Annotated in this window: 20 protein-coding genes; 6 read left to right on the top strand and 14 right to left on the bottom strand. The window is 63.7% G+C overall.

Annotation, left to right across the window (positions count from 1 at the left end; all coding sequences use genetic code 11):
• Positions 1 to 1,623 (bottom strand): lysine--tRNA ligase, encoded by a 1,623-nt coding sequence (locus ACZ1JY_RS01455; protein WP_465130126.1) that lies wholly within the window; start codon positions 1,621 to 1,623, stop codon positions 1 to 3.
• Positions 1,624 to 1,748: 125 nt separating this feature from the next.
• A complete protein-coding gene (locus ACZ1JY_RS01450) occupies positions 1,749 to 2,576 on the bottom strand; it encodes a flagellin N-terminal helical domain-containing protein (RefSeq protein WP_168903146.1) in 828 nt (275 codons plus the stop codon).
• A gap of 173 nt (positions 2,577 to 2,749) precedes the next feature.
• Between ACZ1JY_RS01450 and ACZ1JY_RS01445 the strand changes: the two genes are divergently transcribed.
• From ACZ1JY_RS01445 to ACZ1JY_RS01435, 3 genes are read left to right on the top strand one after another with little or no spacing between them, the layout of a single operon-like run.
• On the top strand, positions 2,750 to 5,473 hold the full coding sequence (locus tag ACZ1JY_RS01445) for an ATP-dependent DNA helicase (RefSeq protein WP_465130125.1): 2,724 nt from the start codon (positions 2,750 to 2,752) through the stop codon (positions 5,471 to 5,473).
• Positions 5,470 to 6,015 carry a SixA phosphatase family protein gene (locus ACZ1JY_RS01440; RefSeq protein WP_118074123.1) on the top strand — a complete coding sequence of 182 codons (546 nt, stop codon included), beginning with the start codon at positions 5,470 to 5,472 and terminating at the stop codon, positions 6,013 to 6,015. The genes ACZ1JY_RS01445 and ACZ1JY_RS01440 overlap by 4 nt, the downstream gene beginning before the upstream one ends.
• A gap of 26 nt (positions 6,016 to 6,041) precedes the next feature.
• Entirely contained in the window at positions 6,042 to 6,719 is a 678-nt protein-coding gene (locus ACZ1JY_RS01435; protein ID WP_465130124.1) for a hypothetical protein, read from the top strand.
• Between the two features lie 178 nt (positions 6,720 to 6,897).
• Here the strand turns inward: ACZ1JY_RS01435 and ACZ1JY_RS01430 are convergent, their stop codons facing one another.
• The 5 genes from ACZ1JY_RS01430 to rpmF all read right to left on the bottom strand — a co-directional run bounded on the left by ACZ1JY_RS01430 (position 6,898) and on the right by rpmF (position 10,038).
• Positions 6,898 to 7,308, bottom strand: a complete 411-nt coding sequence (locus ACZ1JY_RS01430) for a MerR family transcriptional regulator (protein ID WP_465130123.1) — start codon at positions 7,306 to 7,308, stop codon at positions 6,898 to 6,900.
• Positions 7,309 to 7,318: 10 nt separating this feature from the next.
• Positions 7,319 to 7,615, bottom strand: a complete 297-nt coding sequence (locus ACZ1JY_RS01425; protein ID WP_174544584.1) for an integration host factor subunit alpha — start codon at positions 7,613 to 7,615, stop codon at positions 7,319 to 7,321.
• A 140-nt stretch (positions 7,616 to 7,755) separates the two neighbouring features.
• On the bottom strand, positions 7,756 to 8,733 hold the full coding sequence (locus ACZ1JY_RS01420) for a beta-ketoacyl-ACP synthase III (RefSeq protein WP_465130122.1): 978 nt from the start codon (positions 8,731 to 8,733) through the stop codon (positions 7,756 to 7,758).
• Positions 8,730 to 9,833 (bottom strand): phosphate acyltransferase PlsX, encoded by a 1,104-nt coding sequence (gene plsX, locus ACZ1JY_RS01415; RefSeq protein ID WP_465130121.1) that lies wholly within the window; start codon positions 9,831 to 9,833, stop codon positions 8,730 to 8,732. Before plsX ends, ACZ1JY_RS01420 begins: the two co-directional genes overlap by 4 nt.
• Before the next feature lie 25 nt (positions 9,834 to 9,858).
• Positions 9,859 to 10,038 carry a 50S ribosomal protein L32 gene (gene rpmF / locus ACZ1JY_RS01410; RefSeq protein WP_039331452.1) on the bottom strand — a complete coding sequence of 60 codons (180 nt, stop codon included), beginning with the start codon at positions 10,036 to 10,038 and terminating at the stop codon, positions 9,859 to 9,861.
• Positions 10,039 to 10,283: 245 nt separating this feature from the next.
• On the opposite strand from rpmF, the gene ACZ1JY_RS01405 reads away from it, so the two are divergent.
• Entirely contained in the window at positions 10,284 to 10,676 is a 393-nt protein-coding gene (locus ACZ1JY_RS01405; protein WP_118074128.1) for an MAPEG family protein, read from the top strand.
• A gap of 67 nt (positions 10,677 to 10,743) precedes the next feature.
• Here ACZ1JY_RS01405 and ACZ1JY_RS01400 read toward each other — a convergent pair whose 3' ends face one another.
• The gene (locus ACZ1JY_RS01400; RefSeq protein ID WP_118074129.1) at positions 10,744 to 11,424 is read right to left on the bottom strand and encodes an MBL fold metallo-hydrolase; all 681 of its coding nucleotides are present in this window, start codon (positions 11,422 to 11,424) and stop codon (positions 10,744 to 10,746) included.
• Positions 11,425 to 11,489: 65 nt separating this feature from the next.
• On the opposite strand from ACZ1JY_RS01400, the gene ACZ1JY_RS01395 reads away from it, so the two are divergent.
• Entirely contained in the window at positions 11,490 to 11,927 is a 438-nt protein-coding gene (locus ACZ1JY_RS01395; RefSeq protein WP_465130120.1) for an acetyltransferase, read from the top strand.
• On the opposite strand, the gene ACZ1JY_RS01390 is transcribed toward ACZ1JY_RS01395, so the two are convergent.
• Together ACZ1JY_RS01390 and ACZ1JY_RS01385 are read right to left on the bottom strand one after the other, a co-directional pair.
• Positions 11,924 to 12,622: a S24 family peptidase gene (locus ACZ1JY_RS01390; RefSeq protein WP_168903140.1), complete on the bottom strand. Its 699-nt coding sequence runs from the start codon at positions 12,620 to 12,622 to the stop codon at positions 11,924 to 11,926. The genes ACZ1JY_RS01395 and ACZ1JY_RS01390 overlap by 4 nt on opposite strands.
• A 108-nt stretch (positions 12,623 to 12,730) precedes the next feature.
• On the bottom strand, positions 12,731 to 12,922 hold the full coding sequence (locus tag ACZ1JY_RS01385) for a hypothetical protein (protein ID WP_465130119.1): 192 nt from the start codon (positions 12,920 to 12,922) through the stop codon (positions 12,731 to 12,733).
• On the opposite strand from ACZ1JY_RS01385, the gene ACZ1JY_RS01380 reads away from it, so the two are divergent.
• On the top strand, positions 12,921 to 13,304 hold the full coding sequence (locus ACZ1JY_RS01380) for a hypothetical protein (protein ID WP_465130118.1): 384 nt from the start codon (positions 12,921 to 12,923) through the stop codon (positions 13,302 to 13,304). The two genes, ACZ1JY_RS01385 and ACZ1JY_RS01380, sit on opposite strands and share 2 nt — an antisense overlap.
• 76 nt (positions 13,305 to 13,380) lie before the next feature.
• Here the strand turns inward: ACZ1JY_RS01380 and ACZ1JY_RS01375 are convergent, their stop codons facing one another.
• The 4 genes from ACZ1JY_RS01375 to ACZ1JY_RS01360 are packed head-to-tail and all read right to left on the bottom strand — an operon-like array spanning position 13,381 to position 23,313.
• The gene (locus ACZ1JY_RS01375) at positions 13,381 to 17,958 is read right to left on the bottom strand and encodes an LVIVD repeat-containing protein (RefSeq protein WP_465130117.1); all 4,578 of its coding nucleotides are present in this window, start codon (positions 17,956 to 17,958) and stop codon (positions 13,381 to 13,383) included.
• 11 nt (positions 17,959 to 17,969) lie between these two features.
• On the bottom strand, positions 17,970 to 19,976 hold the full coding sequence (locus ACZ1JY_RS01370; protein ID WP_465130116.1) for a hypothetical protein: 2,007 nt from the start codon (positions 19,974 to 19,976) through the stop codon (positions 17,970 to 17,972).
• Positions 19,976 to 21,964: a heme-binding protein gene (locus ACZ1JY_RS01365; protein WP_118074136.1), complete on the bottom strand. Its 1,989-nt coding sequence runs from the start codon at positions 21,962 to 21,964 to the stop codon at positions 19,976 to 19,978. The genes ACZ1JY_RS01370 and ACZ1JY_RS01365 overlap by 1 nt, the downstream gene beginning before the upstream one ends.
• Positions 21,964 to 23,313, bottom strand: coding sequence for a cytochrome c family protein (locus tag ACZ1JY_RS01360; RefSeq protein WP_240946569.1), 1,350 nt, complete (start codon positions 23,311 to 23,313; stop codon positions 21,964 to 21,966). The genes ACZ1JY_RS01365 and ACZ1JY_RS01360 overlap by 1 nt, the downstream gene beginning before the upstream one ends.
• Positions 23,314 to 23,528: the final 215 nt, after the last annotated feature.

Below are 23,528 nucleotides of genomic sequence, written 5' to 3'. Positions count from 1 at the left end.
TCAATCGCCCAGCGCTTCGGCGATCAGCTTGCGGGTATTGCCGACACCATAGAGTGCGATGAAGCTGCCCATGCGAGGGCCCGCGCTGGAGCCGAGCAGGGTTTCATAGAGGCACTTGAACCAGTCGCGGAGTTGCTCGAAGCCGTAGTGCGGGTCCTTGCCGATCTCGTAGACGATGTTCTGCAGTTCCTCTGCGGTGGCATCGTCCGACGTGCCGGCGAGTTCCTCGTCGAGCGCGGCGAGCGCCCTGGCCTCGTTCTCCTCGGGCTTGCGGCGTTGCAGCGTCGGGGCGATGAAATCGCGGTTGTAGGCCAGAGCGCGGGTGACGAGGCCATCGAGCGCGGGGTGCGCTGCGGGGTCTGCATTCTCGACATAGTTGCCGAGATAGGACCAGACCTGATCGCGCGTTGCCAGCGCGCCAAGCACGCCGACGAGATTGAGCAGCAGGCCGTAGGTGACCGGGAGCTTGTCGCCCTCACCCTGCGCCGGACCATTGGTGCGCAGCAGGTGCCACACCGGGTTGCCCAGCTGCTGTTCGATCGGCTGGGTCGGGATCTTCTCGCGGAACTGCCAGTATTCGTCGACCGCGCGGGGGATGATGCCGACGTGGAGGGACTTGGCGCTCTTGGGTTCGCGGAAAAGGTAGAAACCGAGGCTTTCCTCGCTGCCATATTCGAGCCACTGCTCGATGGTCAGGCCGTTACCCTTGGACTTCGAGATCTTCTCGCCCTTCTCATCAAGGAAGAGTTCGTAGATCAGGCCTTCGGGGCGCTGGCCGCCGAGCACGCGCGCGATCTTGCCGGACTGCGTGACGCTGTCGGTAAGGTCCTTGCCGCACATCTCGTAATCGACGCCCAGTGCGACCCAGCGCATGGCCCAATCGACCTTCCACTGCAGCTTGGACCAGCCGCCGAGGACTGTGTGCTCGATGGTCTCGCCGTTGCTGTCGGTGAAGCGAACGATGCCGGCTTCGGCGTCGACCACCTCGACCGGCACTTGCAGCACTTCGCCGGTGGTCGGCGAAACCGGCAGGACCGGCGAGTAGGTCTTGCGGCGTTCCTCGCGCAAGGTGGGGAGCATGATGTCCATGATCGCTTGCCAGTTGCGCAACACGCCCTTCAATGCTTCGTCGAAGGCGCCGGAATTGTAGCGATCGGAGGCCGAGACGAACTCGTAATCGAAGCCGAAGCGATCGAGAAAATCGCGCAGCATGGCGTTGTTGTGATGGGCGAAGCTTTCGAACTTCTCGAACGGATCGGGAATGCGGCTGAGCGGATGGCCGAGGTGGGCATCGAGCAGCGCCTTGTTCGGCACATTGTCAGGGACCTTGCGCAAGCCGTCCATGTCGTCGGAGAAGGCGACGAGGCGCGTGGGATGGCCCTGCCCTGATTCATTGGCGGTCAGCACTTCATAGGCGCGGCGGACCAGCGTGGTGCGCAGGACTTCCTGGAAGGTGCCGATGTGCGGCAGGCCCGACGGGCCATAGCCGGTTTCGAACAGGACGGGCACGAGCGCTCCGCTCGCATCGCGTTTGCCGCCGGGGAACCGCTTGATGAGCTTGCGGGCTTCCTCGAAGGGCCAAGCCTTGGAGGTCTGGGCGGCGGTGCTGATTGCGTCTGTCATGGTGCCCGCCCTTTTGCGCGTGGGGGCGGCGCGCGCAAGTGAAAAGGCGGCGAATAACCGGACGACGAAAGGGCGGGACCGCGCATCCGCGATCCCGCCCTTCCGTGGAGGCTTCTGAGGGAGGCTTACTTCAGAAGCGAGAGCACGTTCTGCTGGGCCTGGTTGGCCTGGGCAATCATGGCCGTCGATGCCTGCGAAAGGATCTGGGCCTTGGCCATCGCGGTGGTTTCCGCCGAATAATCGGTATCGAGAATGCGCGAGCGGGCATCCGAGAGGTTGGTGATGTTGTCGTTGAGGTTGTTGATTACCGATTCAAGACGGTTCTGACCGGCACCGAGCAGCGAACGGGCGCCGGAGATCGAGTCCAGTTCCGTGTCCAGCGTGCCGAGCAGGGTGTTGGCCGCGGTGGCCGTCGACACGTCGTAGGAGCCGGCAGCACCACCCGAGGCAGCGAGCGTGGTGAGGTCGGCGATCTCGAGGATGACCTGGTCCGAAGCATCGGACCCAGCCTGGATCGTGATCGAGGTAACGCTGCCATCAAACAGCTGCACGCCGTTGAAATTGGTGTTGGTGATGATCTGATCGACCTGCGCGGTCAGCTGATCGACTTCGCTCTGCATGTAGACGCGGTCAGTGGCGTCCTGATAGGTGCCCGAGGCCGACTGGACGGCCAGTTCGCGGATGCGCTGCAGCATCGCGGTGACCTCGTTGAGCGCACCGTCTGCGGTCTGGGCAAGGCTGATGCCGTCGTTCGAGTTGCGCACGCCCTGGCCCATGCCCTTGATCTGCGAGGTCATGGTCGTGCTGATGGCGAGGCCTGCGGCATCGTCCTTGGCTCCGTTGATGCGCTTGCCGGTCGACAGACGCTCCATCGCGGTGCCAAGCATCTTGTTGGCCGAGTTCGAGGCATTGGTCGCGCGTACCGCGCTGATATTCGTGTTGATGACTGCCATTTCCCATTCTCCACTATGGGCCGGAGCATCTGATTGGACACGCCGGTATTGGTTGCTGTGGAGAAGGACGGCGGGCGGACGCAGGTATTAAGGGTCGTGGCAAATCACGGTGAAAGGTTTGCTTTTGGTGCCATGCAGGCTTGCCCGGTGTTCCATTCCTGTTCTAACGCACAATGGTGACGGAGCGCCCTGCCCTCAATCTGCCAGCGATTCATGCAAGCCATGGCGGGTGCTGGCTGCGCGACGGCTTTGCCACGCGCGGCCTTGGCAAAGGCGAGGCGATCGTGGCGGCGGCCGATACGCCGCTGCTGATGCTGAATGCACCACTGGTGGCGAGCAGGCTGGGCTATCCGGACCTGTCCGGGCTGGATCTGCTGGAGCTGTTCGCCTTCGTCCACCCCGCCCGTTTCATGGTGCCGACGCCCAAGGGGCTCGCCCATGCGCTGGGGCTGGACGAGCCGACGGGTGACGACAAGGTGCCGCAGCTGTTGCAGGAGGCGGCAGAGGCCTTGCTGGCCACATGCGAGAGTGCGGACTGGGCCGAGCGCGAAGGCGCGTGGACGGCGCTGCAATCGCTGGTGCGGATGCGCTGGCCTTGGGCGACCTTGCTGACCCCGCGCATTCGCAAGCCTGACCGGGCGGAGCGGTGGCTGTTCGCCAAGCTGCCGGAGTGGGAAGAAACGGCCGAGCGGCCCCAGCCGGCGCAAGTGGTGCTGGGCGAGACGGCGGTGGTAGCGCGGCTGGCCGAACTGACCGGCGCCGGGGCCGAGGCGCGACCGACGCAGCAGGACTATGCGCGCGAGGCTTCGCGGATGTTCGCGCCGCGGCAGGGTCAGGGTCAGCCGCATGTCGTGCTGGCGCAGGCGGGGACTGGCACGGGCAAGACCTTCGGCTATCTCGCGCCGTCCTCGCTGTGGGCGGAGCAATCGGGCGGAACGGTGTGGGTTTCGACCTATACCAAGGCGCTGCAGCGGCAACTGCGGCGCGAGAGCCGGCGGGCGTTTCCTGCGACGCGCAACGGCAAGCCGCCGGTGGTGGTGCGCAAGGGGCGCGAGAATTACCTGTGCCTGCTCAATCTGGAGGACGCGCTGCAGGGTGGCTTTGCCGGGCGAGCGGCGATCCTGGCGCAACTGGTGGCGCGCTGGGCTGCCTATTCGCAGGACGGCGACATGATCGGCGGGGACCTGCCGGGCTGGCTGGGCACGCTGTTCCGCAAGCGCGGCATCGCGGCGCTGACCGACCAGCGCGGCGAGTGCGTCTATGCCGGGTGCCCGCATTACCGGAAGTGCTTCATCGAACGCGCAGCGCGGGCCTCTGCCGATGCGGAGCTGGTGATTGCCAATCATGCGCTGGTGATGGTCAACGCCGCGCGCGGGCGCGATGCAGCGCAGCGGCCGACGCGGATCGTGTTCGACGAAGGGCATCACGTGTTCGAGGCGGCGGATTCGACCTTCTCGGCAGCGCTGACCGGGGCGGAGACGATCGAGCTGCGGCGCTGGGTGATCGGGCCGGAGGGCAAATCGCGCGGGCGGCGGCGCGGGCTTTCAGCGCGTCTGGCCGATGTGGCGAGCTACGACGAGGAAGGCGAGCGCGCGATTGCGCAGGCGCGCGAGGCGGCTGAGGCCCTGCCCTCCGAAGGCTGGCTGGCGCGGGTGGTGGAAGGGACGCCATCGGGGCCGCTGGAGGCGCTGCTGAGCGCAGCGCGCGCGCTGGCCTATGCGCGCGACGAGAGCGGCGGGCAGGAAGCGGGCTATGGTCTGGAGACCGAGATCGCGCAGCTGGATGGCGGGTTCATTGAGGTGGCGGGGCGCGCGCAGGAGGCGCTGGAAGCCTTGCGCAAGCCGCTGGTGCGGCTGGGATTGCGGCTTGAGGCGATTGTCGAGGATGGGCCGGACTGGCTCGACGGCCCGGCGCGGGCACGGATCGAGGGCGCGCGCAGTGCGATTGGCTGGCGCAGCGATCTGATTGCGGGGTGGATTGCGCTGCTGGCGCGGCTGGGCGGTCCGGGCGATCCCGATTTTGTCGACTGGATCGCGGTCGAGCGGTCGGACGGGCGCGAATGGGACGTGGGGCTGCACCGGCATTACCTCGATCCGATGAAGCCCTTTGCCAATGCCGTGCTGGCGCCCTCGCACGGGGTGATGATGACTTCGGCGACGCTGCGCGATGGCGATGACTGGTCGAGCGCGGTGGAGCGCAGCGGGGCGCCGCATCTCGACATCGCCCCGCGCCTGTTCACGGCAGACAGCCCGTTCGACTACGCGTCCCAGGCCGAAGTGCTGATCGTGACCGACGTGCCCAAGGGCGACATTCCGGCGCTGGCGGCGGCTTATGGGCGGCTGATCGAGGCGGCGGGCGGCGGGGCGCTGGGGCTGTTCACCGCGATCCGGCGGCTGCGCGCGGTCTATGGCCGGATTGCCGACCGGCTGGCGCGCGGCGGCTTGCCGCTGTTCGCGCAGCATGTCGATCCGATCGACACCGGCACGCTGGTCGACATCTTCCGCGACGATCCTCGCGCCTCGCTGCTCGGCACCGATGCCCTGCGTGACGGGGTGGACGTGCCGGGGGATTCGCTGCGGCTGGTGGTGATGGAGCAGGTGCCCTGGCCCAAGCCTTCGATCCTGCACCGCGCGCGCAGGCTGGCGGGCGGCGGCTCGGCCTATGACGACAGAATCATCCGGGCGCGTCTGGCGCAGGCGTTCGGGCGGCTGATCCGTTCGGCGGGGGACAAGGGGCACTTCGTGGTGCTGTCCTCGGCCTTCCCCTCGCGGCTGCTCTCGGCCTTTCCGGCAGGCACGCCGATCCGGCGCGTGACGCTGGATGTGGCTTTACAAAGCGTGAGTGGCGGTGTTTCTGGACGCGAGAGTGCACAGACACCGCGCGAGGGGATTTCGTGAAGACACTGGCCCTTTTCCGCCATGCCAAATCGGACTGGAGCGATGCGCGCGCGCGGGACTTCGACCGCCCCCTCAACGAGCGGGGCAAGCGCGGTGCGCGGGCGATGGGCGAGTATATCCGCGATACCGGGCGTACGTTTGACCGCATGATCGCCAGCCCCGCCGTGCGCGCCGCCGAGACTGTCGAGGAATGCAGCAAGGCGTGGAAGTGCACGTTCAAGATCGAATGGGACCGGCGCATCTACCTTGCCAGTTCGGCGACGCTGATCGACCTGCTCAAGGAATTGTCCGGCGATCCCAAGAGCGTGCTGATGATCGGGCACAATCCGGGGCTGGAGGACCTGATCTTCGACCTCGTGCCCGATGACGGGTCCAGCCCGTTGCGCGAAGTGGTGGAAGAGAAATTCCCGACCGCGACCTTTGCGGTGATGGAGCTTGATGTGGACGACTGGGCGGACGTGACTGAGGGTTGCGCAAGGCTGGTGGAGATCAAGCGGCCGCGGGATCTGGACCCGACGTTGGGTCCGGTGTTGGTGGATTGAGTTTATGCCAAACAAGATGTTCCTGCATGTTTGAGCGGGCTTTCATTGGGTTCGGCTTTGCCTTCTTGAGCCTACTTTCGCTTCCAAGTGTTGCAACTGCTTGCATTACAAGTGGCAGTTTTTCACTCGCAGACATAAGAGAGGCAGATGCTATTTTCAGCGGCAGAGTCTTATCTTATGAAATCGTGACAGCCAGCGATACGAATATTCCGACTGAATATGGCTTAATCACAGTCCGCGTCGAAAAGTTGCTCAGGGGCGATGCTGCGGGTGACATCCAACTTTATTGGCCGAACTCAACGTTCGCGCTTCCTGAGGAACTTCTTATAACGGATCCTGCCCTGTTTGCGGTGGTGGATCCAGATAAGGAAAGCCTCCCATGGCTAGGATCGGTTTTTCCGATACTGTCCAGCCAGCGCGCAGACCTTCGGCAAGTTTTTCAACCACCTTGTTCTGGCCCGTTCATGTTACCTTTTACAAGCAGCATTTCAAATAATGTTAGCAAAGTCTTGGCGGGGAAGCAGGTTGATATTTACGCCAACCTCAACCCTGCTGAGCAACTGATCTTTCGAACAATACCCTCAACCCGTCGCACTGAAAACTCGATTAAACAGGTAGCGTTGTTGGGGGCAATCGGAGTTATTGTGATCTCAGGTTCTGGCTATCTGATCTGGCGACAGAGACGGAGACAGACACCGACATAGCTAACGGCGCTGTGACAAGCCTTTTTCAGCACAAACGCTAGCGCCCCGCCCCCAGGAGGGAGCGAAATTCACACCCAGTTCCGGGTGCGGAGCAGCAGTTTTCGATAACGAGGTGATCTGCCAATCGAATTTTGCGTGCGCTACGCTCGGCACATGGCTTGCTATTTTATGACCCCGCCTACTCTTCCAGCGCAGCGGCCAGCCGGTCGCGGATGGATTGGAGGTAGGTCAGGAGTGGGGCGGCGGGTTGGTTGTCCGTCGTGGTTGGTGCCAGTTCTGGCGCTGGTGCTGCAGGTGCAGCCGCGCCCTTCTTCCCCCGCAGTGCTTGCCTTGCGCCCTTGATCGTGAAGCCTTCCTTGTGGAGGAGGCGGTGGATCTCGGTGATGAGGGCGACGTCTTGGGGGCGGTAGTAGCGGCGGCCGCCCGCTCGGGTGAGCGGGCGGAGCATGGGAAACTGCTCTTCCCAATAGCGCAGGACGTGCTGACGGATGCCGAGCGCCTTGGCCACTTCGCCGATGGTGCGGAAAGCTGCCGGGTCTTTACCGTCGTCCGGGCCAGGTCCGGCATCGGGAAGTTCGGGGACGCTCATCCGCTGGCGATCAGCCCTGGCCGATGCGGTCCTTCAGCATCTGGCTGGCGCGGAAGCTGAGGACGCGGCGCGGCGTGATCGGCACTTCGATGCCGGTCTTGGGATTGCGGCCGATCCGCTCCGCCTTGTCGCGCAGCAGGAAGGTGCCGAAGCCCGAAATCTTCACGTTTTCACCCTCAGCCAGTGCATTGCACATGTGCTGCAGGATGGATTCAACCATTTCGAGCGAATCCGCGCGCGACAGCCCAACGCGACGGTTGATGCTTTCGGCCAGATCGGCCCGGGTCAATGTACCTACAGAACGCATCCTTTATTCCCCCCAGAAGTCAGAAGACGCCAAGGGGAATGACAATAACGCTGATTCTGCGGAACGCAATGCAATCCATTGCTTGCGAACGATAAGACTGGCTCGACGTGGGCCGGCCCGAGTCCGTCAGATCGAGTCCGTCAGATGCGGACGAGGCTGGCGCCCCAGGTGAAGCCGCCGCCCATGGCTTCGAACATCACCAGATCGCCCTGCTTTATGCGGCCATCGCGCATCGCGACATCGAAGGCGAGCGGCACCGAGGCAGCGCTGGTGTTGGCATGTTGGTCGACTGTGACGACCACCTTTTCAGCCGGAAGATCAAGCTTGCGCGCAGTGGCATCGAGGATGCGGAAGTTGGCCTGGTGCGGCACGACCCAGTCAATCTCGCCGGCATCGTGGCCCGTGGTTTCAAGCACTTCGCGCAGCACATTGGCGAGATTGGTCACAGCGTGGCGAAAAACCTCGCGGCCTTTCATGCGGACCTTGCCGACTGTACCGGTTGTTGACGGACCGCCATCGACATAGAGCAGTTCGTTGTGCGCACCATCGGCGTGGAGGCGCGAGGCCAGTACGCCAGGAGAATCGGGATCGGATTCGTCAACGTCCTGCGCTTCGAGCACGATAGCGCCGGCACCATCGCCGAACAGAACGCAGGTGGTGCGATCTTCCCAATCGAGAATCTTGCTGAAAGTCTCGGCGCCGATCACCAGCGCGCACTTGGCCATCCCGGTACGGATCATCGAATCCGCAGTGGCCATGGCGTAAAGAAAGCCCGAGCAAACCGCCGCGACATCGAACGCGATGCCACCGTTGCAGCCAAGGTTGTGCTGGACGATGGTGGCGGTGGCCGGAAAGGTCTGGTCGGGCGTTGCCGTGGCAAGGACGATCAGATCGACCTTCGTAGCATCCACGCCAGCCGCTTCGAGCGCACGACGGGCAGCCGCAGTGGCGAGGGTGGACGTGGTCTCCCCCTCCCCTGCAAGATAGCGCTGGCGAATGCCGGTGCGCTCAACGATCCATTCGTCGGTCGTATCGACCATGGTCGCCATTTCGGCATTGGTGACGCAGCGCTGTGGCAGCGCCGAGCCGCTGCCGCGAATGATCGAACGTAGGGTCATGCCGCGTCCTCACCGGTTGCGGCAGGGGCCACGCTGCGGCCAGAGCGACCGGAAGTGCGGCCAGAAGTCCTGATCGTCTCGGCACCAAGGCGCGCGAGGTCGGCTTCGATACGCTCGGTCAGGTTTTCCTCCAGCAGGCGGGCGGTGACGGCGACGGCATTGGCGACGCCGAGCGCCGAGGCGCTGCCGTGGCTTTTCACAACCACGCCGTTGAGGCCGAGGAAGACCGCGCCGTTGTGGTTGTTGGGATCAAGATGGTGCTTGAGCAGCTCGGTTGCCGGGCGCGAAATCAGGAAGCCGAACTTCGAACGCAGCGACGAGGAGAAGCTGCGACGGAGCAGATCGGCGACGAAGCGGGCCGCGCCCTCCATCGACTTCAATGCGATATTGCCGGAGAAGCCATCGGTAACGACGACATCGCAATCGCCGCGCGAAAGCTTGTCGGCCTCGGTAAATCCATCGAAGCTGAGCGCGAGGTCTTCGCCAAGCGCCTTGAGCTGGGTGGCGGCATCGCGCAGGGAATCGGTGCCCTTGGTCTCTTCAGTGCCGATGTTGAGGAGGCGCACGCGCGGGGATTCAAGGCCGTTGACGATGCGGGCATAAGCCGCGCCCATGATCGCAAACTGCACGAGGTTGCGGGCATCGCAATCGGTGTTGGCACCGAGATCGAGCATAATCAGGTCGTGCTCGCCAAGCGTCGGCAGCAGGGCCGAAAGCGCGGGGCGATCGATGCCGGGCATGGTGCGCAAGGCGAGCTTGGCCATGGCCATGAGCGCGCCGGTGTTGCCCGCGCTGACAGCAGCGCCGGCATGACCCTGCTTCACCGCGTTGATCGCCAGACCCATCGACGTGGTCTTGGCGCGGCGGAGGGCCTGGGTCGGCTTCTCGTCACCCGACACAACGTCGGGCGCGTGAAGGATTTCCGAAGCCTCGCGAAGATTGGGGTGGTTTTCGAGGGCCTGCTTGATGCGGCCCTCGTCACCAACGAGGAGGAACTTGAAACGGTCATGGCGACGACGGGCAAGCGCCGCGCCTTCGACCATCACGCGCACGCCCTCATCACCGCCCATCGCATCGACGGCGATACGCGGCAGGCTCATGTCCTCAGTCCCCCCGTTTTAAGGCTTAGAGCCCGACGGCGATGACTTCGCGACCGTTGTAGTGACCGCAAGCGTTGCACAGGTTGTGCGGGCGCTTGAGTTCACCGCAGTTGGAGCATTCGTGGAACGCTTCGACGCTGAGGGCGTCATGGCTGCGGCGCATGCCACGGCGTGAGGGCGAAGTCTTTCTTTTGGGGACGGCCATCTCGGCACCTGTTCTTAGAATTGCGTAGTTTTGTTGCGGGCGCGATAGGGAAAACCGGTCCATCGCACAAGCCCTGTTTGCGGCAGGACCCGTACGCGGCGAAGGACGCCAGACAGACACGGGATTCGCCAATCACTGGGCGAAGGCGCGCCTATACGGATTTTCTGGTGCTTTGCAAGCGCGCCCGCGCTAGCCTCGGCCCCAGATCCCAGGACGGACAAACACAAGGGGGAGTACCTGAAAGCATGCTTATACTGCCAATCACGCTGTGCGCGGCTGCGGCCGCGGCGGCGATCAACATCTGGCTTTCGATCCGTTGCGGCATGGTTCGCGCCGCCAAGAAGATCAGCATCGGCGATGGCGGCGACATGGACCTGATCGCGCGGATGCGGGCGCAGGCGAACTTTGTCGAAAACACGCCCATAGTGCTCGTGCTGATCGCGGCAGTCGAGCTTGCGCGGACTGGCAATCCTTACCTGATGGGCGCGGCGGCGGTCTATCTGCTGGGCCGCGTCGGTCACGGCATCGGCATGGACGGCGGGCCGCTGGGCTTCCTGCGCGGTGTCGGCACGCTCACGACCATGCTGACCCAGCTTGGACTTGGCGTCTGGGCGGTGTCGATCGCCTTGGACATGTGACAGCTGCAGGGGTGGTGCAGCGACATGCCCACCCCCAGCCCCTCCTGCGTGCGGGAGGGGATATTCCTCAGCTCAGGGCATAATCGCTGACATAGGCATTGGTCTGGCGTTCACGGCCGAACGTGCTGTTGGGGCCGTGGCCGGGAACGAAGGTCACGTCGTTGCCGAGCGGCCAGAGCTTCTGCGTGATCGAATCGATCAGGTCCTGATGATTGCTCATTGGGAAATCGGTGCGGCCAATCGACCCCTGGAACAGCACGTCGCCGACGATTGCCACCTGCGACGGCGCGTGATGGAACACGACATGGCCGGGGGTGTGGCCGGGGCAGTGAATCACGTCGAGCTCAACTTCGCCAACCGTGACCTTGTCGCCATCGTTGAGCCAGCGGGTGGGCTCGAACACCTCGGCGGGAATGCCCCAGCGCTGCGAATCTTCATCGAGTTGCGCGATCCAGAAGCGGTCCGCCTCCTGCGGGCCTTCGATCGGCACGCCGAGTTCGCGCGCGAAAATTCCGACGCTGCCGCAGTGGTCGAGATGGCCGTGGGTGACGAGCAGCTTCTCGATTGTGACGCCGGTCATCTCGATCGCCTTGCGCAGTTTGTCGAGATCGCCTCCGGCATCGATGAATGCACCACGCATGGTCTTGGTGCACCAGACCAGCGTGCAGTTCTGCTGCAAAGGCGTGACGGGGATGATCGCGACCTTGAAGGGCGGCTGCGCGGCGGTTTGTGTGGCGGCTTCGGTCATGCCTGCCGATTTGGAGCGAAGGCACCGCAATTGCAATGCTTCGGTCCGGTGCCTAAGCTTGCCCGATGATATCGATACGCCCTTCCCGACCTGAAGATGGCGAGCGAGCGCTGGAAATCTGGGCTTGTGCCGTGGACGCCACGCACGATTTCCTTTCAGCTGAAGACCGGCTGGCGATCGGTGCGGAAGTTGCGGACTTTCTTCCCGTTACGCCCATGACGCTCGCTGTAGATGCGAGCGACCGTGCCTTGGGCTTCATGATCGTGGACGATGGGAGCATCGAAGCGCTGTTCGTTGATGCTGCCTGCCATGGCCAAGGGGTTGGCAAAGCCTTGATCGAACATGCCACGCGGGTTCTTGGAGCGCGGCGCCTTGAGGTCAACGAGCAGAATGCAGGCGCGCGCGGCTTCTACCGCCGGATGGGCTTTAGAGAGATCGGCCGCAAGGAGGTGGACGGCCAAGGGCGGCCCTATCCGCTGATCGTCATGGAATTGCGCGGCTAGAGTCGGCCGCCTTTCCAGACGACGCGGCCGACCAGTTCGACCTCGTTCAGCAGGCGCTCCAGACGGGGATAGGCGGGATTGTCGGAGATGATCCGAACCATGCCGCCAGGGCCGGATTCGAGGCGCTTGACCAGCAGCACGTCATCGAGCCGGATCACATGGATCCCCGCGCGCAAGGGGCGCGGGGTGCGGTCGACGAGGATCTCGTCACCATCGCGCAAGGTTGGCTCCATCGAATCGCCTTCGACTTCGATCACCGAGAGCATTGCCGGCTCGAGCCCCTGCCCCTTGAGCCAACGGTGATTGAAGCGCAGGCGGCCGGAGGGAATTTCCTCTGCCGGGAGCGTGCCGGGACCAGCTGACGCGCCCAGCGGCAGGCGGGGAATGTCAGCCCATTCGGCGGCAATGGCCCGAGGGGGTGTGACGCCACGCGGTGCCCCCTGCCCGGCGGTAATTACACCGCCGCGGGGAGAGGCGCCAAGTTCGCTTTCCGGAACGCCGAAGAATTCGGCCAGCGTGCGGCGGTCATTCTCTTCGAGCTTGCGCGGGCTGCCCTTGCGGACGAATTGCTGGAGATAGGTCGTGTTCCGACCGATCAGCGCCGAGAGCGCCGAGAGGCTGACGCCGCGCTGCGTGGCAAGGCTGACAAGACGAGCGCGCGCGCCGTCGTCGGATTCGTTGTCTGCCGGGACCATCTTCGCCTTACTCCGATTTCGAAGGACTTTTCCTAGCATTGTAGGATTTGGAGATCAACATAGGAAAAATCCTATTTCGAGTCGTCTCCGCGACTCCGCAGCTGGAGGTCAAGAAACGCCATGTTGCTTCGCAAGATCGAGAGCTTCCTTCGCCAGACGGGCATGCCGGTCACCAAATTCGGCCGCCTTGCCGCCCGCGATCCCCGTCTTGTCGGGGACCTGCGCAATGGCCGGGAGCCGCGTTCCGGAACGGTGGAACGCATAGAACATTTCATGAACAACTTCGGAGGGAATGTCCATGCTGCTTGATCCTCACGCTTTCGAGACCAACGCGCTTTGTGAAACCATTCCTCCCCCGCTCACCCCTCGCCCGTCGACGGCGGAGCGCCTTCTGCGGACCGTGCGCGAGATCAGCGGGCCGCATGCCGAGGTGATCAGCCATGACGAGACACCATGGGCGAGCATCACGTTCTCGGGTGCGCGGCATCGGCTGGTCCTGCGCTTTGCCGGCAGCGAGGCAGTTAGTGACGGTGAGAACTTCATCGCGGTCCTGCCCGAGCACGAGTTCAAGCTGCGCGGGCGTCTGGTGGCGGATGCCGCAGTAACCCGGGTGGACCACGAGATACTGCCCGCGCCGCTCATGGAAGTGGAGTGCGAGCTCCTGCTGCTTGACGAGGACTGAAGAGATCGGCGGGTGCTCTCAAGCGCCTGGACGCAAGGCACAAGCGCTCAAGGCACCCGCTCTCCTCTCCAACCGATCAGTTCGTCTTCGCGAGCAGCGGCGCCGGTTTGGCGCCGACCCACAGGCTCATGTCCACAGCGTTGGACACGCGGAAGACATCGCCCTTGCTGTTAAGGAACAGCTCTTCCATCTCCGGCCGCGTGAACGGGCGGGAGCCAAGGCGGCCGAAGACAGCCATCTGGCCGCCGGTCTCGTCCACGCCGCGATCGCGATCCAGCCCCTTTGACAGAGCCAGGGCCGGTGTCGGTGTGCGAGCCCAGGCGATGAGCTCCGGCTTGGGTTCGGGCGAGAAGCCGTAGAAGTTCGGCTGGCTGGCGGGCGATGTAAGCTGCAGCACCTTCATCCCGTTCCGGCCATCGGCGACATAGGCGAAGAGCGAGGCGTTGGTCGAAGCGACGATCACGTCCTCGGCATCGTTCAGCTGCCCGTCGGCGGTATAGTTGGTGTAGATCGACGGGCGCGTTGGCGCTGTGATGTCGACGATGACCAAGCCCTGCGACTTTGCCGCGACATAGGCATAAGTGCGCGCAAGGTAGACGCGCCGAGCGTCGGCCAGCGGCACGGTAGCCGAGGGCACGGCCTTGGGCTGGGCGAGGTTGGTGATGTCCATCAGTTCGAGGCCATTGGCCGTCGTCACCCAGAGGTAGCGGAACTGCACCGCCGTGGCGCGGGGATCGCGCAGGGGCACGACCGAGGTGATGCGCGGATCGAGACAGGTCTCGCCGCCCTTCTTCTCGCTGACTTCGCACGGCTTCTGCGAAGACCACGGCTTGGGCAGGTGGACGGTCACCAGATTCTTGTCGGTGACAATGTAGGCATAGTCACCGGCCAGAGTGATATGGCGGGCACCGGTCAGCACGCCGTCCGGGTTGAAGGTCAGCGCGCGGTTGAAGAAGTTGTTGCGAAATTCGCCGTCGGCCAGCGTATCGACGTTGACCGCGATCAGACCTTCGACCGCATCGGTGATGAAGGCATAGCTGTAGATCGGCGAGAACGGCTGCTCCTGATTAAGACCGCGCAGTTCGGGCGTGTTGCGCGTGGGCGCAATCGACTGGTTGGTCGGCAGGGCCATGCAGGTCGCGTTGGTGGTGGCGACATGGGTATCGTGGCCCAAGGGCGAGAACGGCGCAGTGACAATGCGTTCCGAGAAGCCCTTGTTGCCAATCGCGGCGATGTCATAGGCGCGGAATCCGCCCTTGCCCTCGGCTACGTACATGTACTCGCCGCGCATTTGCAGGCAGCGGACCGCGTCCTTGGTGCCTTCCACCACGTTGGCGAACTGTTCCTGCCCGGTGGTTTCACCCGAAAGCTTGCCATCGACGATCTTGCCGCGGGTCCAGTTCTTCAGTTCGCGCCCGTTATCCTCGACGTGAGCTTTCCAGTAATCCGGATAGGCATAGCGATGCAGGTAGGAGCCGATCACCGCTTGCGGTTCGTCCCATTCGGTGACGCGGATAGCTTCGAAACCGCCGTCGAGACCGAACCAGGCATTCATGCCGACGAAGTTGACGTAGTTGGTGCCGAGCAAGAGCAATTGCGCCATCGTGGCGTTGTTGTCCTCGTCCTGGCTGACGTGGCAATCGGTGCACTGCTTGGTCTCGTTCTTGCGAACGGTGTGCGGGAAGTGCGGCGCGAAAGCCTGTGACGAGTAGCCGATCGAGGAAATTGGCGGCTGCTGCACGTAGATGCGTTCGCGGTTGATGTTGGTCGACGACAGGATCAGCGCCGAGGTCGAGCGGATCGGCGCGGTTATCGCCTTGCCCGAGACCGGATTGCCCGAGGCATCATACTGCACCGGATCCGAACCCGACGACTTGTTGCGCTGGTGCTTGCCCAGCTGGAACATGTCATCGCGCGCAACCTGGGGATTATAGGTCGCGTAGTTGCGGGTGTAGTCTTCCTCGTACTTGTGGGTAGCCGACTTCCAGTTCGCCTCGATCGGCAAATGGCAGCCAGCGCACGAGGTGGTCCACGACAGGTGACAGGTGAAACAGGCCATATCGTCGTCACGATGGGCGCGCGCTTCCTTGGCAACGCCGGTGCCGAACTTGTAGACCCCGTCGTCCGAGGCAGACTTTGCCATCAGCTTGGCGCGCGCGGCCTTGGGATTGAAGATCGGCTTGCCGGTGGCGTCCATCTTGCCGGCAAAGCGCGCGTCGACCGAATCCTTCACCAGGCTGACGCGCCACGACAGGTTGGGATCGATGATCGAGCGCTGGATCAGCACGCGACGGCCATCGGCCTCGTTGAACCATTCGAAGCGGCGCTGGCCATCGGCGTTGCGCAGCAGGGCAAGGTTGTTGCCCTTTTCAGGGGCCGCCATGTTCGAGGTCAGCAGCGTCGGATAGTTGTCGGGCGTGCCATGGCAGTCCTTGCAGCCGATCTCGACCGCATTGGCAACCTCGCCATAGATCATGCCGTTGCCGTGGCTGTCCTGCGAGAAGTGGCAATCGGCGCACTGCATGCCGATCTGGGCGTGGATGTCCATCATGTGGACGGCCTTGCCGGGATTGCTCTCACCCGGTTCGACGAACTTGCCCTCGCCGGCCTTGCGGAACTTTTCCGGATCGTCAGGCGAGATGATGTGCGCCTTGTCGGTGCCGTAGGAGGACATATCCCCTTCATCGTCGAGCAGGTTGCCGCGACGGTCGCGCTTGAGGATGGCGCGGAAGTTCCAGCCATGGCCGTGATAATCGGCAAACTGGGTGCGTTCCAGCTTGTCGTTCAGGTCATAGACGTTGCGCAGGAATTCGACATCGCGCCACAGGCCGCGGGTCGACGCGCCCTCAGGATTGCGGTCCAGCACTTCGCGCTGTTCGTCGATGTTCGGGTAAAACTGCTTCTTGAAGGTCTTTGCGTAGTCCGCATCGGACATGCCGGCAGGTTTTGGCGCGCGGTTCTCAGGCCCCGGCCACATGCTCGGCGCGTCGGATTCGTAGTCCCACATCGTGTAGCCGAGGTAGGAGTTCAGGAAGATGTTGGGCTGGTGCATGTGGCAGTTCATGCACTGCGCGGTCGGGATGGCGCGGGTGAAGGCGTGGACCAGCGGGTGGCCGCGTTCGCGATCCTGCATGGCGACAGGGCCAGCGCCTTCGTGCGCATCTTCGCCATGGGCATCTTTCTTCGGGTGCCCCTTGGCGTCAAGCCCGGCCATGGCGTGGGCCGAAACCTGGTCCATCTTGTCATGGTCCATAGAGCCGTGCGGCGCGACGCCCTTGCCGGGTGAATAGACCAGCTGTTCGGCCGAGGTGATTGCGCGGGCGCAATCGCCTTCCATGTCGGCCGATTGTTCGGGATCGGTCCGGTCGCCGCCGAGATAGGCGCGCTTGCCGCCGAGCACGGTGCCGCGCACCTTGTCGTGATGCTCTTCCTTTTCGGCGTCGTAGGAGCCGTAAGCGCCCTTGCGGTGCTGACCTTCGCGCAGGGAATTGATCGTCGGGTCGGCAGTGATGGTCTGCCCGTCCCGCCCGCACTTGCCGTAGTTCAGCGAGTGGCGCGGTTCGCGGTCATTCGCATAGATGACGTGGCACGCCGCGCAGCCCGAGGAGCGATAGTCGCCCGGCTGATCGTTGGTGCCCATCTGGAACAGGAACGGGTCATTCAGGCGCGTCTTGTGGATGTTGAGCACCGGGATGGCGACGCGCAGGCCCGTGGCAGGGCCGCGGTTGGACTGCTTGAGATCAGGACGCCCCGGTTCGTCGAGGCGCTGGATCAGACCTGTGGAGTTGGGCAGGCCGATTTCGGGGAACTGCGGGTTGATGGTGCGACCGCCGTCCTCGAACACGCGGAACACGTCGCCCGGCGGAATCGTGTGCCAGCGCGGCAGCGGATACATGACCGGCAGCGCGCCGCGCGCCTTTTCCTTCGGCGTGACCGTGCCCCACATCGGCTTGCCGTCCGCACCGATCTCCTTCGAGGCCGACTTGAGCAGGGCAGGCTCACCATTGCGGGTGAAGCTTTCACCGAACATGTAGTTCTTGAAGGGGACAATGCCGTTGTTATAGGCCGCACCGCCCCACAGCATCGCGCCGGTGGACATCAGCGAGCGTTCGGATGCCTCGATGATCTGCATGTGGCAGGCGCCGCAGGAATCACGGGCGACGCGATAGTCCGACGGATTGACGAAGCGGATGAACTCGGGGCTTTCCTTGCCCAGGAGCGCGTAGGAACGCTTCGGGTTGGCTGAAGAAGGCCAGCCCCATGCGGCCGGGTACTTCGGCAGGACGTGCGCGTCCTTCATGGCCGCGACATAATCGATCGAATTGCGGTTCCATGACCGGTCCGCCATGACCTTGGTGTTGCCGCCGTGGCAATCGGCGCAGGACAGCACCACGGCCGGGCTGGCGTGCATGGTGCGATGGTCGCTCTTGGTATGGCAGCTGACGCAGCCTGCGTTCTGCTTGTCAACGTAGGCCCACTGTTCCTCGACGGTATCACCGGGCTGGCCGCGCGGCGCAGCAGGGGCGCGGGTATGCGTGACCTTCTGGGCTTTCTCTTCACCCGAAGCGTAAAGGGCGCTCGGGATCAGCAGCACGGCAAGTGCCGCGGTCAGCCATGCCAGCGAGAGTTTGCGGAAGCTGCGCGTGTCGGTCATGGGCTGGGTCATCAGAAGGCCAAAGTCGCGTTGGCGAGGACGGAATAGAAGCGGCTTGCCTTGCCCATCTGGGCGAAGAGATCGTCAAAGCCCGCCCCCGGATCGAGCACGGCGCCCGAAAGGCGGAAGACGAGGTTCTGCGAGGCGTTGGGCCGCCAGATTGCCGAGACGGAAGCATCCCAGCCAATGTCGCGCGGGATCGAACCTTCGTTGCGCAGGACTTGCAGCACCTTGGTGTTCTCGAACCACAGGTGGTTGACGTTGGTCGAGACGCGCACGGTGGGCGTCAGATCGAAATCGGTGCCGAGCCCGACGAGCATGGTGCCGGGATTGGTGAAGTTCGACTGACCCTGCTCCTTCGATGAGCGAAGCGAGTTCAGGATGCCGTTGCGACCGTTGACCGAGATATTGCGGCCGCCGCCTGCGAACGGAATCGTCTGGCGGATCCAGTAGCTGGTATCAGCGCCGGCAAACTGAGGATTTTCGAAGATGGCATCGAAGCCGCCTTCAGTCTTGTCATAAGGATCGCTGTCGCCACTGGCCCAAAGGCCCGAGAGACGAACGCGGGTCCAGTCGAAATCGTAGCTAACTTCGGCAGCGGCCATGAATGCCTTGATCTCGGCCGCGCGGCTGGTGAGGAAGTTATTCCGGTCCTCACCCAGCGCGGCATAGGCCTGCGCGGTGATGTTGAGGCGACCGATATGGCCGTCAGCCGCGTAACCCAGATAGACAACGTCGTACTCGCGGCCGCGCAGATCGCCGATCAGGGCGGGCCGGACCGGAAAGCCGTTGGTGTCGACCGTGATCTCGTTGCGTTCACGGTTCATGTTGTAGGTGACCGAGAGCTGGCTGGTCAGGCCGACAAAGGGAAAGTCCTGGCGATAGAGGTTCGCCATGAACACCCAATCGTTGCGCGGCGCCCGGCTGACATCGTTCAGGCCCGAATTGGTTTCCTTCTCCAGCCGCCAGAACGCGGCGAGATTGAACTGCACGCGGTTGTTGTCACGGTTGCCGAAGAGGCGCACGCCCAACTGGTTGTCGTTGAACAGGAACCCGCGAAAGTCCGACTGCATCGGCTGGATGCCGGCACGCAAGGAGACGAAATCGTAGCGCTTCGTATCAAACCGGCCGATGTGGTAGTCGATGAAGGCTTCCTGCAGGCCAATGAAACCATCGGTGCGCCTGGTGCCCTTTGACGGTTCAACGAACAGGACGCGCCGCTCCGGCACCTGGACGTGGTTGAGGTTCGCGGCGACGGCGATGCGATACTCGATCACCGGCGGCTTGTAGGCCGTCATGCCCTTGAGCAGGGAAAGGCTGGCGATGAAGGTCTGCGACAGGACCAGGCTGTGGCTGCGACCGAAGGTGTCAATCTCGCCGGGGTTGGTCGTGGTCTGGTTGCCAACCGGGATCGGGAAACTGCGCGGTTCGACCACGGTATCGGAAACCGCGCCCGCCAGCAGGTACCAGTCATCCCCCTTCAGGAAACCGGGACGCTTGCCGCGCGCAAGCGGACGATCGCCCTTGAGCAGATTGTGATGGAACGGATCGAGCTGCGAATGGCAGACATATTCGAGCTTCGGAAATAGCGTGTAGAGCGAGCGGTCCTTCTTGCCGGTTGCCCTGTCCTTCTGCGGGCAGAGCGACGACATGATGCGCCAGCGGTCAGGCAGGGAGACGTCCAGACCGAGATCGCCCACAGGTCCTTCGCCATCGTACTTGTCGTAGAAGGCTTCGGGCGGCGGGGCATTGACCGCACCGGGATTGTCCTGCTCGACCTTCTCGGGAAGCTGCTTGTTGAAACCGGGACGGCGGCGTCCATCGATCAATGCGCCGTCGGCGTCGGTCTCGCCACCGGGCAACGGCGCCTTGCTGTCAACCGTCGGCGCTTGCTGGGGTTCGGCAGTTCCTGGCGCCGATCCTGACGCGTCCTGCAAGTAGAACGTCAGCGGCGCCGGCTGGACATGCGGCGTGGTGATGCCGAGGACCGGTGCGAGAAGGAGAGCGACCTGCTGCATCACTTGCCCTCGCAGACATTCTGGTCGGTGGTGTCGAGGAACGGCGCGAAGGGACAGTTCACATAGCGCAGGCGAACGCCCTGCCCGACCGGCACGACGATGGTATCGGCGCGGATTTCCTTTGGCGCATTACCGATGGTGCCCGCCTTGGCACCGCCATTGTGCGTTCCGAGGAATGCGATCATGTCGTCCTGATCGATACCGTCACCGGAGATGCCGATAGCGCCGACCAGCTTGCCATTGCGGTAGATCGGAACCGAGCCGGGGAAGATCTGGATACCATTGGCCAGACGCTTCTTGCCGGTCGGCGTATCCGGCACTGCAGTGCAACGCTGCACGACATCGCGCGCGTTGAGTGAGCCTTCAACAAAGACCGCGTGCTGGAGCAGGTTCGCTTTGACCAGCGCGATCTGCAGACCGGTGGCAAGCGGGCTGAAATCGGTGATCGGGCGCGAGAACGGGCCGTGGGGACGCCCTACCTCGCCATCCGGGAAGAACGGACGCGACAAGTTGCCGCCGGAACGGTCTGCAAAGGCGATCTTCCCGGTCAATGCAGTCTGATCGCCGAGGAAATCGCGGGCGCGCTGAACGAAAGCCGGGATTTCCGCATCGGTATTGGCGAGAAGCTGTTCGGCTGCGACCGGGTTCGAGAAGAAGGCTGCGGTGCGAGCTTTCTGCAGCGACACGTCGATACCAAAGATCGGTGCATCCGGGCCGCGGACCAGGCCGAGCACTTCGCCATAAGTATCGACAACGGAAATCGAGACCTGTGCGCGGCTGTCGAGCGGGCGGCGGATCTGCGCGCGGGCGCGCGTCATGATCGTGAAGGCTTCTTCCAGCACGGCACGCACTTCGGCCGCAGTCAAAGGCGTGCCGACCGCAGCAGAATCGGTCCCGGGCTTGATGGGATAGCGGTTTACGCCAGAACCGTTGCTGAGCACGTAGGCATCAGCAAGCGAGAACTCGCTGGAAGTGGCACGGCGAATGCCGCTCGCTTCGGTTCCATAGGGCGTTCCGGCGAGAACCGCGGTTCCGTCATAGTAGCCACGCACCGGGATGAGAGTGCCAGCCGAGTTGTTGATTGCGGAAAAGCTGGTCTGGAGCGGGTGAAGGCCTTCGACCCGCGCATCCGCAAAGCGCAGGGTGGAACCATCCACCGGGATGCGATCGGCGCGAATTTCAGCCGGCGGTGCGAAGCCCTGAATGCCGGCGAGCGCCATGAATTCTTCAGGATCGCCATCAACATCGGTCACATCGGGATCGTAAGCGTAATCGCCGTCCGCCATCACGCCGATGCCGCCAACGACGACTCCGTTCTTGTAAAGTGGCAGTCCTCCCGGATCGGCCGCGAGCCCCAGCGGAGCGCGCTTGGGACCGATGAAGGCCCCGCTCCCGGCGTTGCCCGTTGCGAAGCGGGCGGAAAGGTCCGAACAGGGCAGCTGGCTGAACTGCACGCCGAAGAGCGGGCCGGATTCAAGCCCCGGCGTATTAGGCGCCGGCGGGAAATGCTCCTGCACGATCATGCTGGCCGTGCGGGTGGAAAAGGCGTTGCCGCTCGACGAAAGGTACGCAGCGGTGACAGCCTTCGAAATGGCTCCCATCGTCGCTTCGACCTCAAGCCCCTGCGCGTCGACTTCACGCGGCGAAATCTCGCCCGTGGCGGTGCGCGGGCTGATGATCATCCGCGTTGCCGCCCCGTTCATGCGGAAAACGGCCAGGACGTTGCCGACACGATCGACCACTGCGATGATTGCCGGGTAGTTGAGCGCCTTCGCCTCTCCCACCGCCTGCGCAATGATCTGCTGGACTTCGGCGGCAGTCAGGGCTTCCTGCGCGGGATCGGCGAAGAAGCGCGAAGACGATGTCGGGGTAGGCGTCGGCGTAAATGTCCCGCCCGAGCCTGAATCACCGCCGCCGCACCCAGACAAGGTGAGAGAGAGCGCGAGTGCGACGGCGGTAGTCTGCCGGAAAGCCAACGGCATGCGCATCAGCGAAGGCTCCGGATGGATCGTACCGCGCTGCCCAGAGCGCGGCGGAATGCGAGAGGCTGGAAACCGTTCGGATCACGCACGGCGGCATAGGCTTGGTTGATCTGCACGCGCAGACCGCTGGCGGAACCTGCTGAAACCATGCCTTGATTGACGAGACCGTTGAGCAGCGTGTCGACCGCCATGACCGACTGCACCGCGCCTTCGTAATCGGTGTAGCGTTCGCCGATGGCGTCGCTGGCAATCGAATCCATGATCGCGAAGGTCTGCTCCCGCGTGAAGCTGGCAGAGGCGAAGCGCGCAGAAAGCGCATCGGCAGACTGGCGCAGTGCCTGGGCCGCGGCGACGGTTTCGGCACGGTTGGCCAGCATCGCCTTGTGGAAAGCCTTGGCCCGTGCGTCGAACGTGGCAGCGGCATCGGGCGCGATGACCCGTGCCGCCGCCAGCAGCATGATCATGTTCTCGTCGTTATACGGTGGCGTGCCGAGATCGATGGGGCGGCCGGGATTGCGGATTGCCGTGACGTTTCCGTCCTCACCATCATAAATGCGGCGGTGGCAGGAGTGGCAATCGTAGAACGTGAACTCGGGGAAAATGCCATCCATGGCGCGAGCAGGCTGGCTGTAGAGTTCGAGGCTGCGCTTCACGGCCTCAGCCTGCCCCACGGCCCACATGCGCATCGAGTTGGTCTTGCCGCCCTTGCGCTGAACGTAGTCGGCGTCCTCATCATGGTGCTGCTGGAGCGTGGTAAACAGGTCCAGTTCGAACGAGATGCGCGGGTGGCCAGCGGCCATGATGCGGTGGGCGATGAATTGCCCCCTGGCGTCGCCCGAGAAATGGCAGTCAAGGCAGACCTGCGCCTTGACTTGCGGGCGGGTCAGATCGGTCATGCCCTGGGCGACGTTGCGGGCGTGGCTGGCGCCGACGGTGTAGTGGGACGAGAGCCAGCCACCCGAGGCGCCGTGGCACGCTTCGCAATCGACGCCATCGGAAGGACGCGCCGAACCCGGCGAGGCGTGGCAACCGGCACATTCACGCTGAACGCCAGCCGCATCGAGCCCCATCCGCCTGACGATGGCCTGCCCGCGCGGTTCCTGGATCACGCGCCATGCACGGCTGTGCGCACCCGAGGGCGAGGAATCTTCCTGCCAGCGCATGAGCTCGTCCTGCCGAACGACAGCGCCATCGGCGACGCTGCGGCCATGGCAGGTAGAGCCTGCGCATGACGCGACACCGACGTGGCCGCGCAGCACCGCCGGAGCGGTCCCTTGAGCCTGCAGCGATGGTGAAACCAGGGACGACGCACCAAGCGCGGCTCCGGCCATGGCAAGGCAGAACGCCATCGCCATGGCAGCGGAACGCGGTAGGGCCCGGCAAGTTGCCGCGAGCTGCCTGATTCGCAAGATAGTACCCAGCATTGCCCCTCGTCCCCACCGGCCCTGCGTATCGCGCGGCTTTTGCCTTGTGCGATAGCTCTTGCCGGAAGTGCTGCAATGCGACCCCGTTGAACTTCAGGTTAGGACACTCTTACCCCTTGGTTCAAGTGGCTAATCAGAAACTTTGG

Source organism: Novosphingobium sp. BL-A-41-Hi4B-X5A (assembly GCF_055521705.1).
This window is presented reverse-complemented; position numbering and strand designations above follow the sequence as displayed.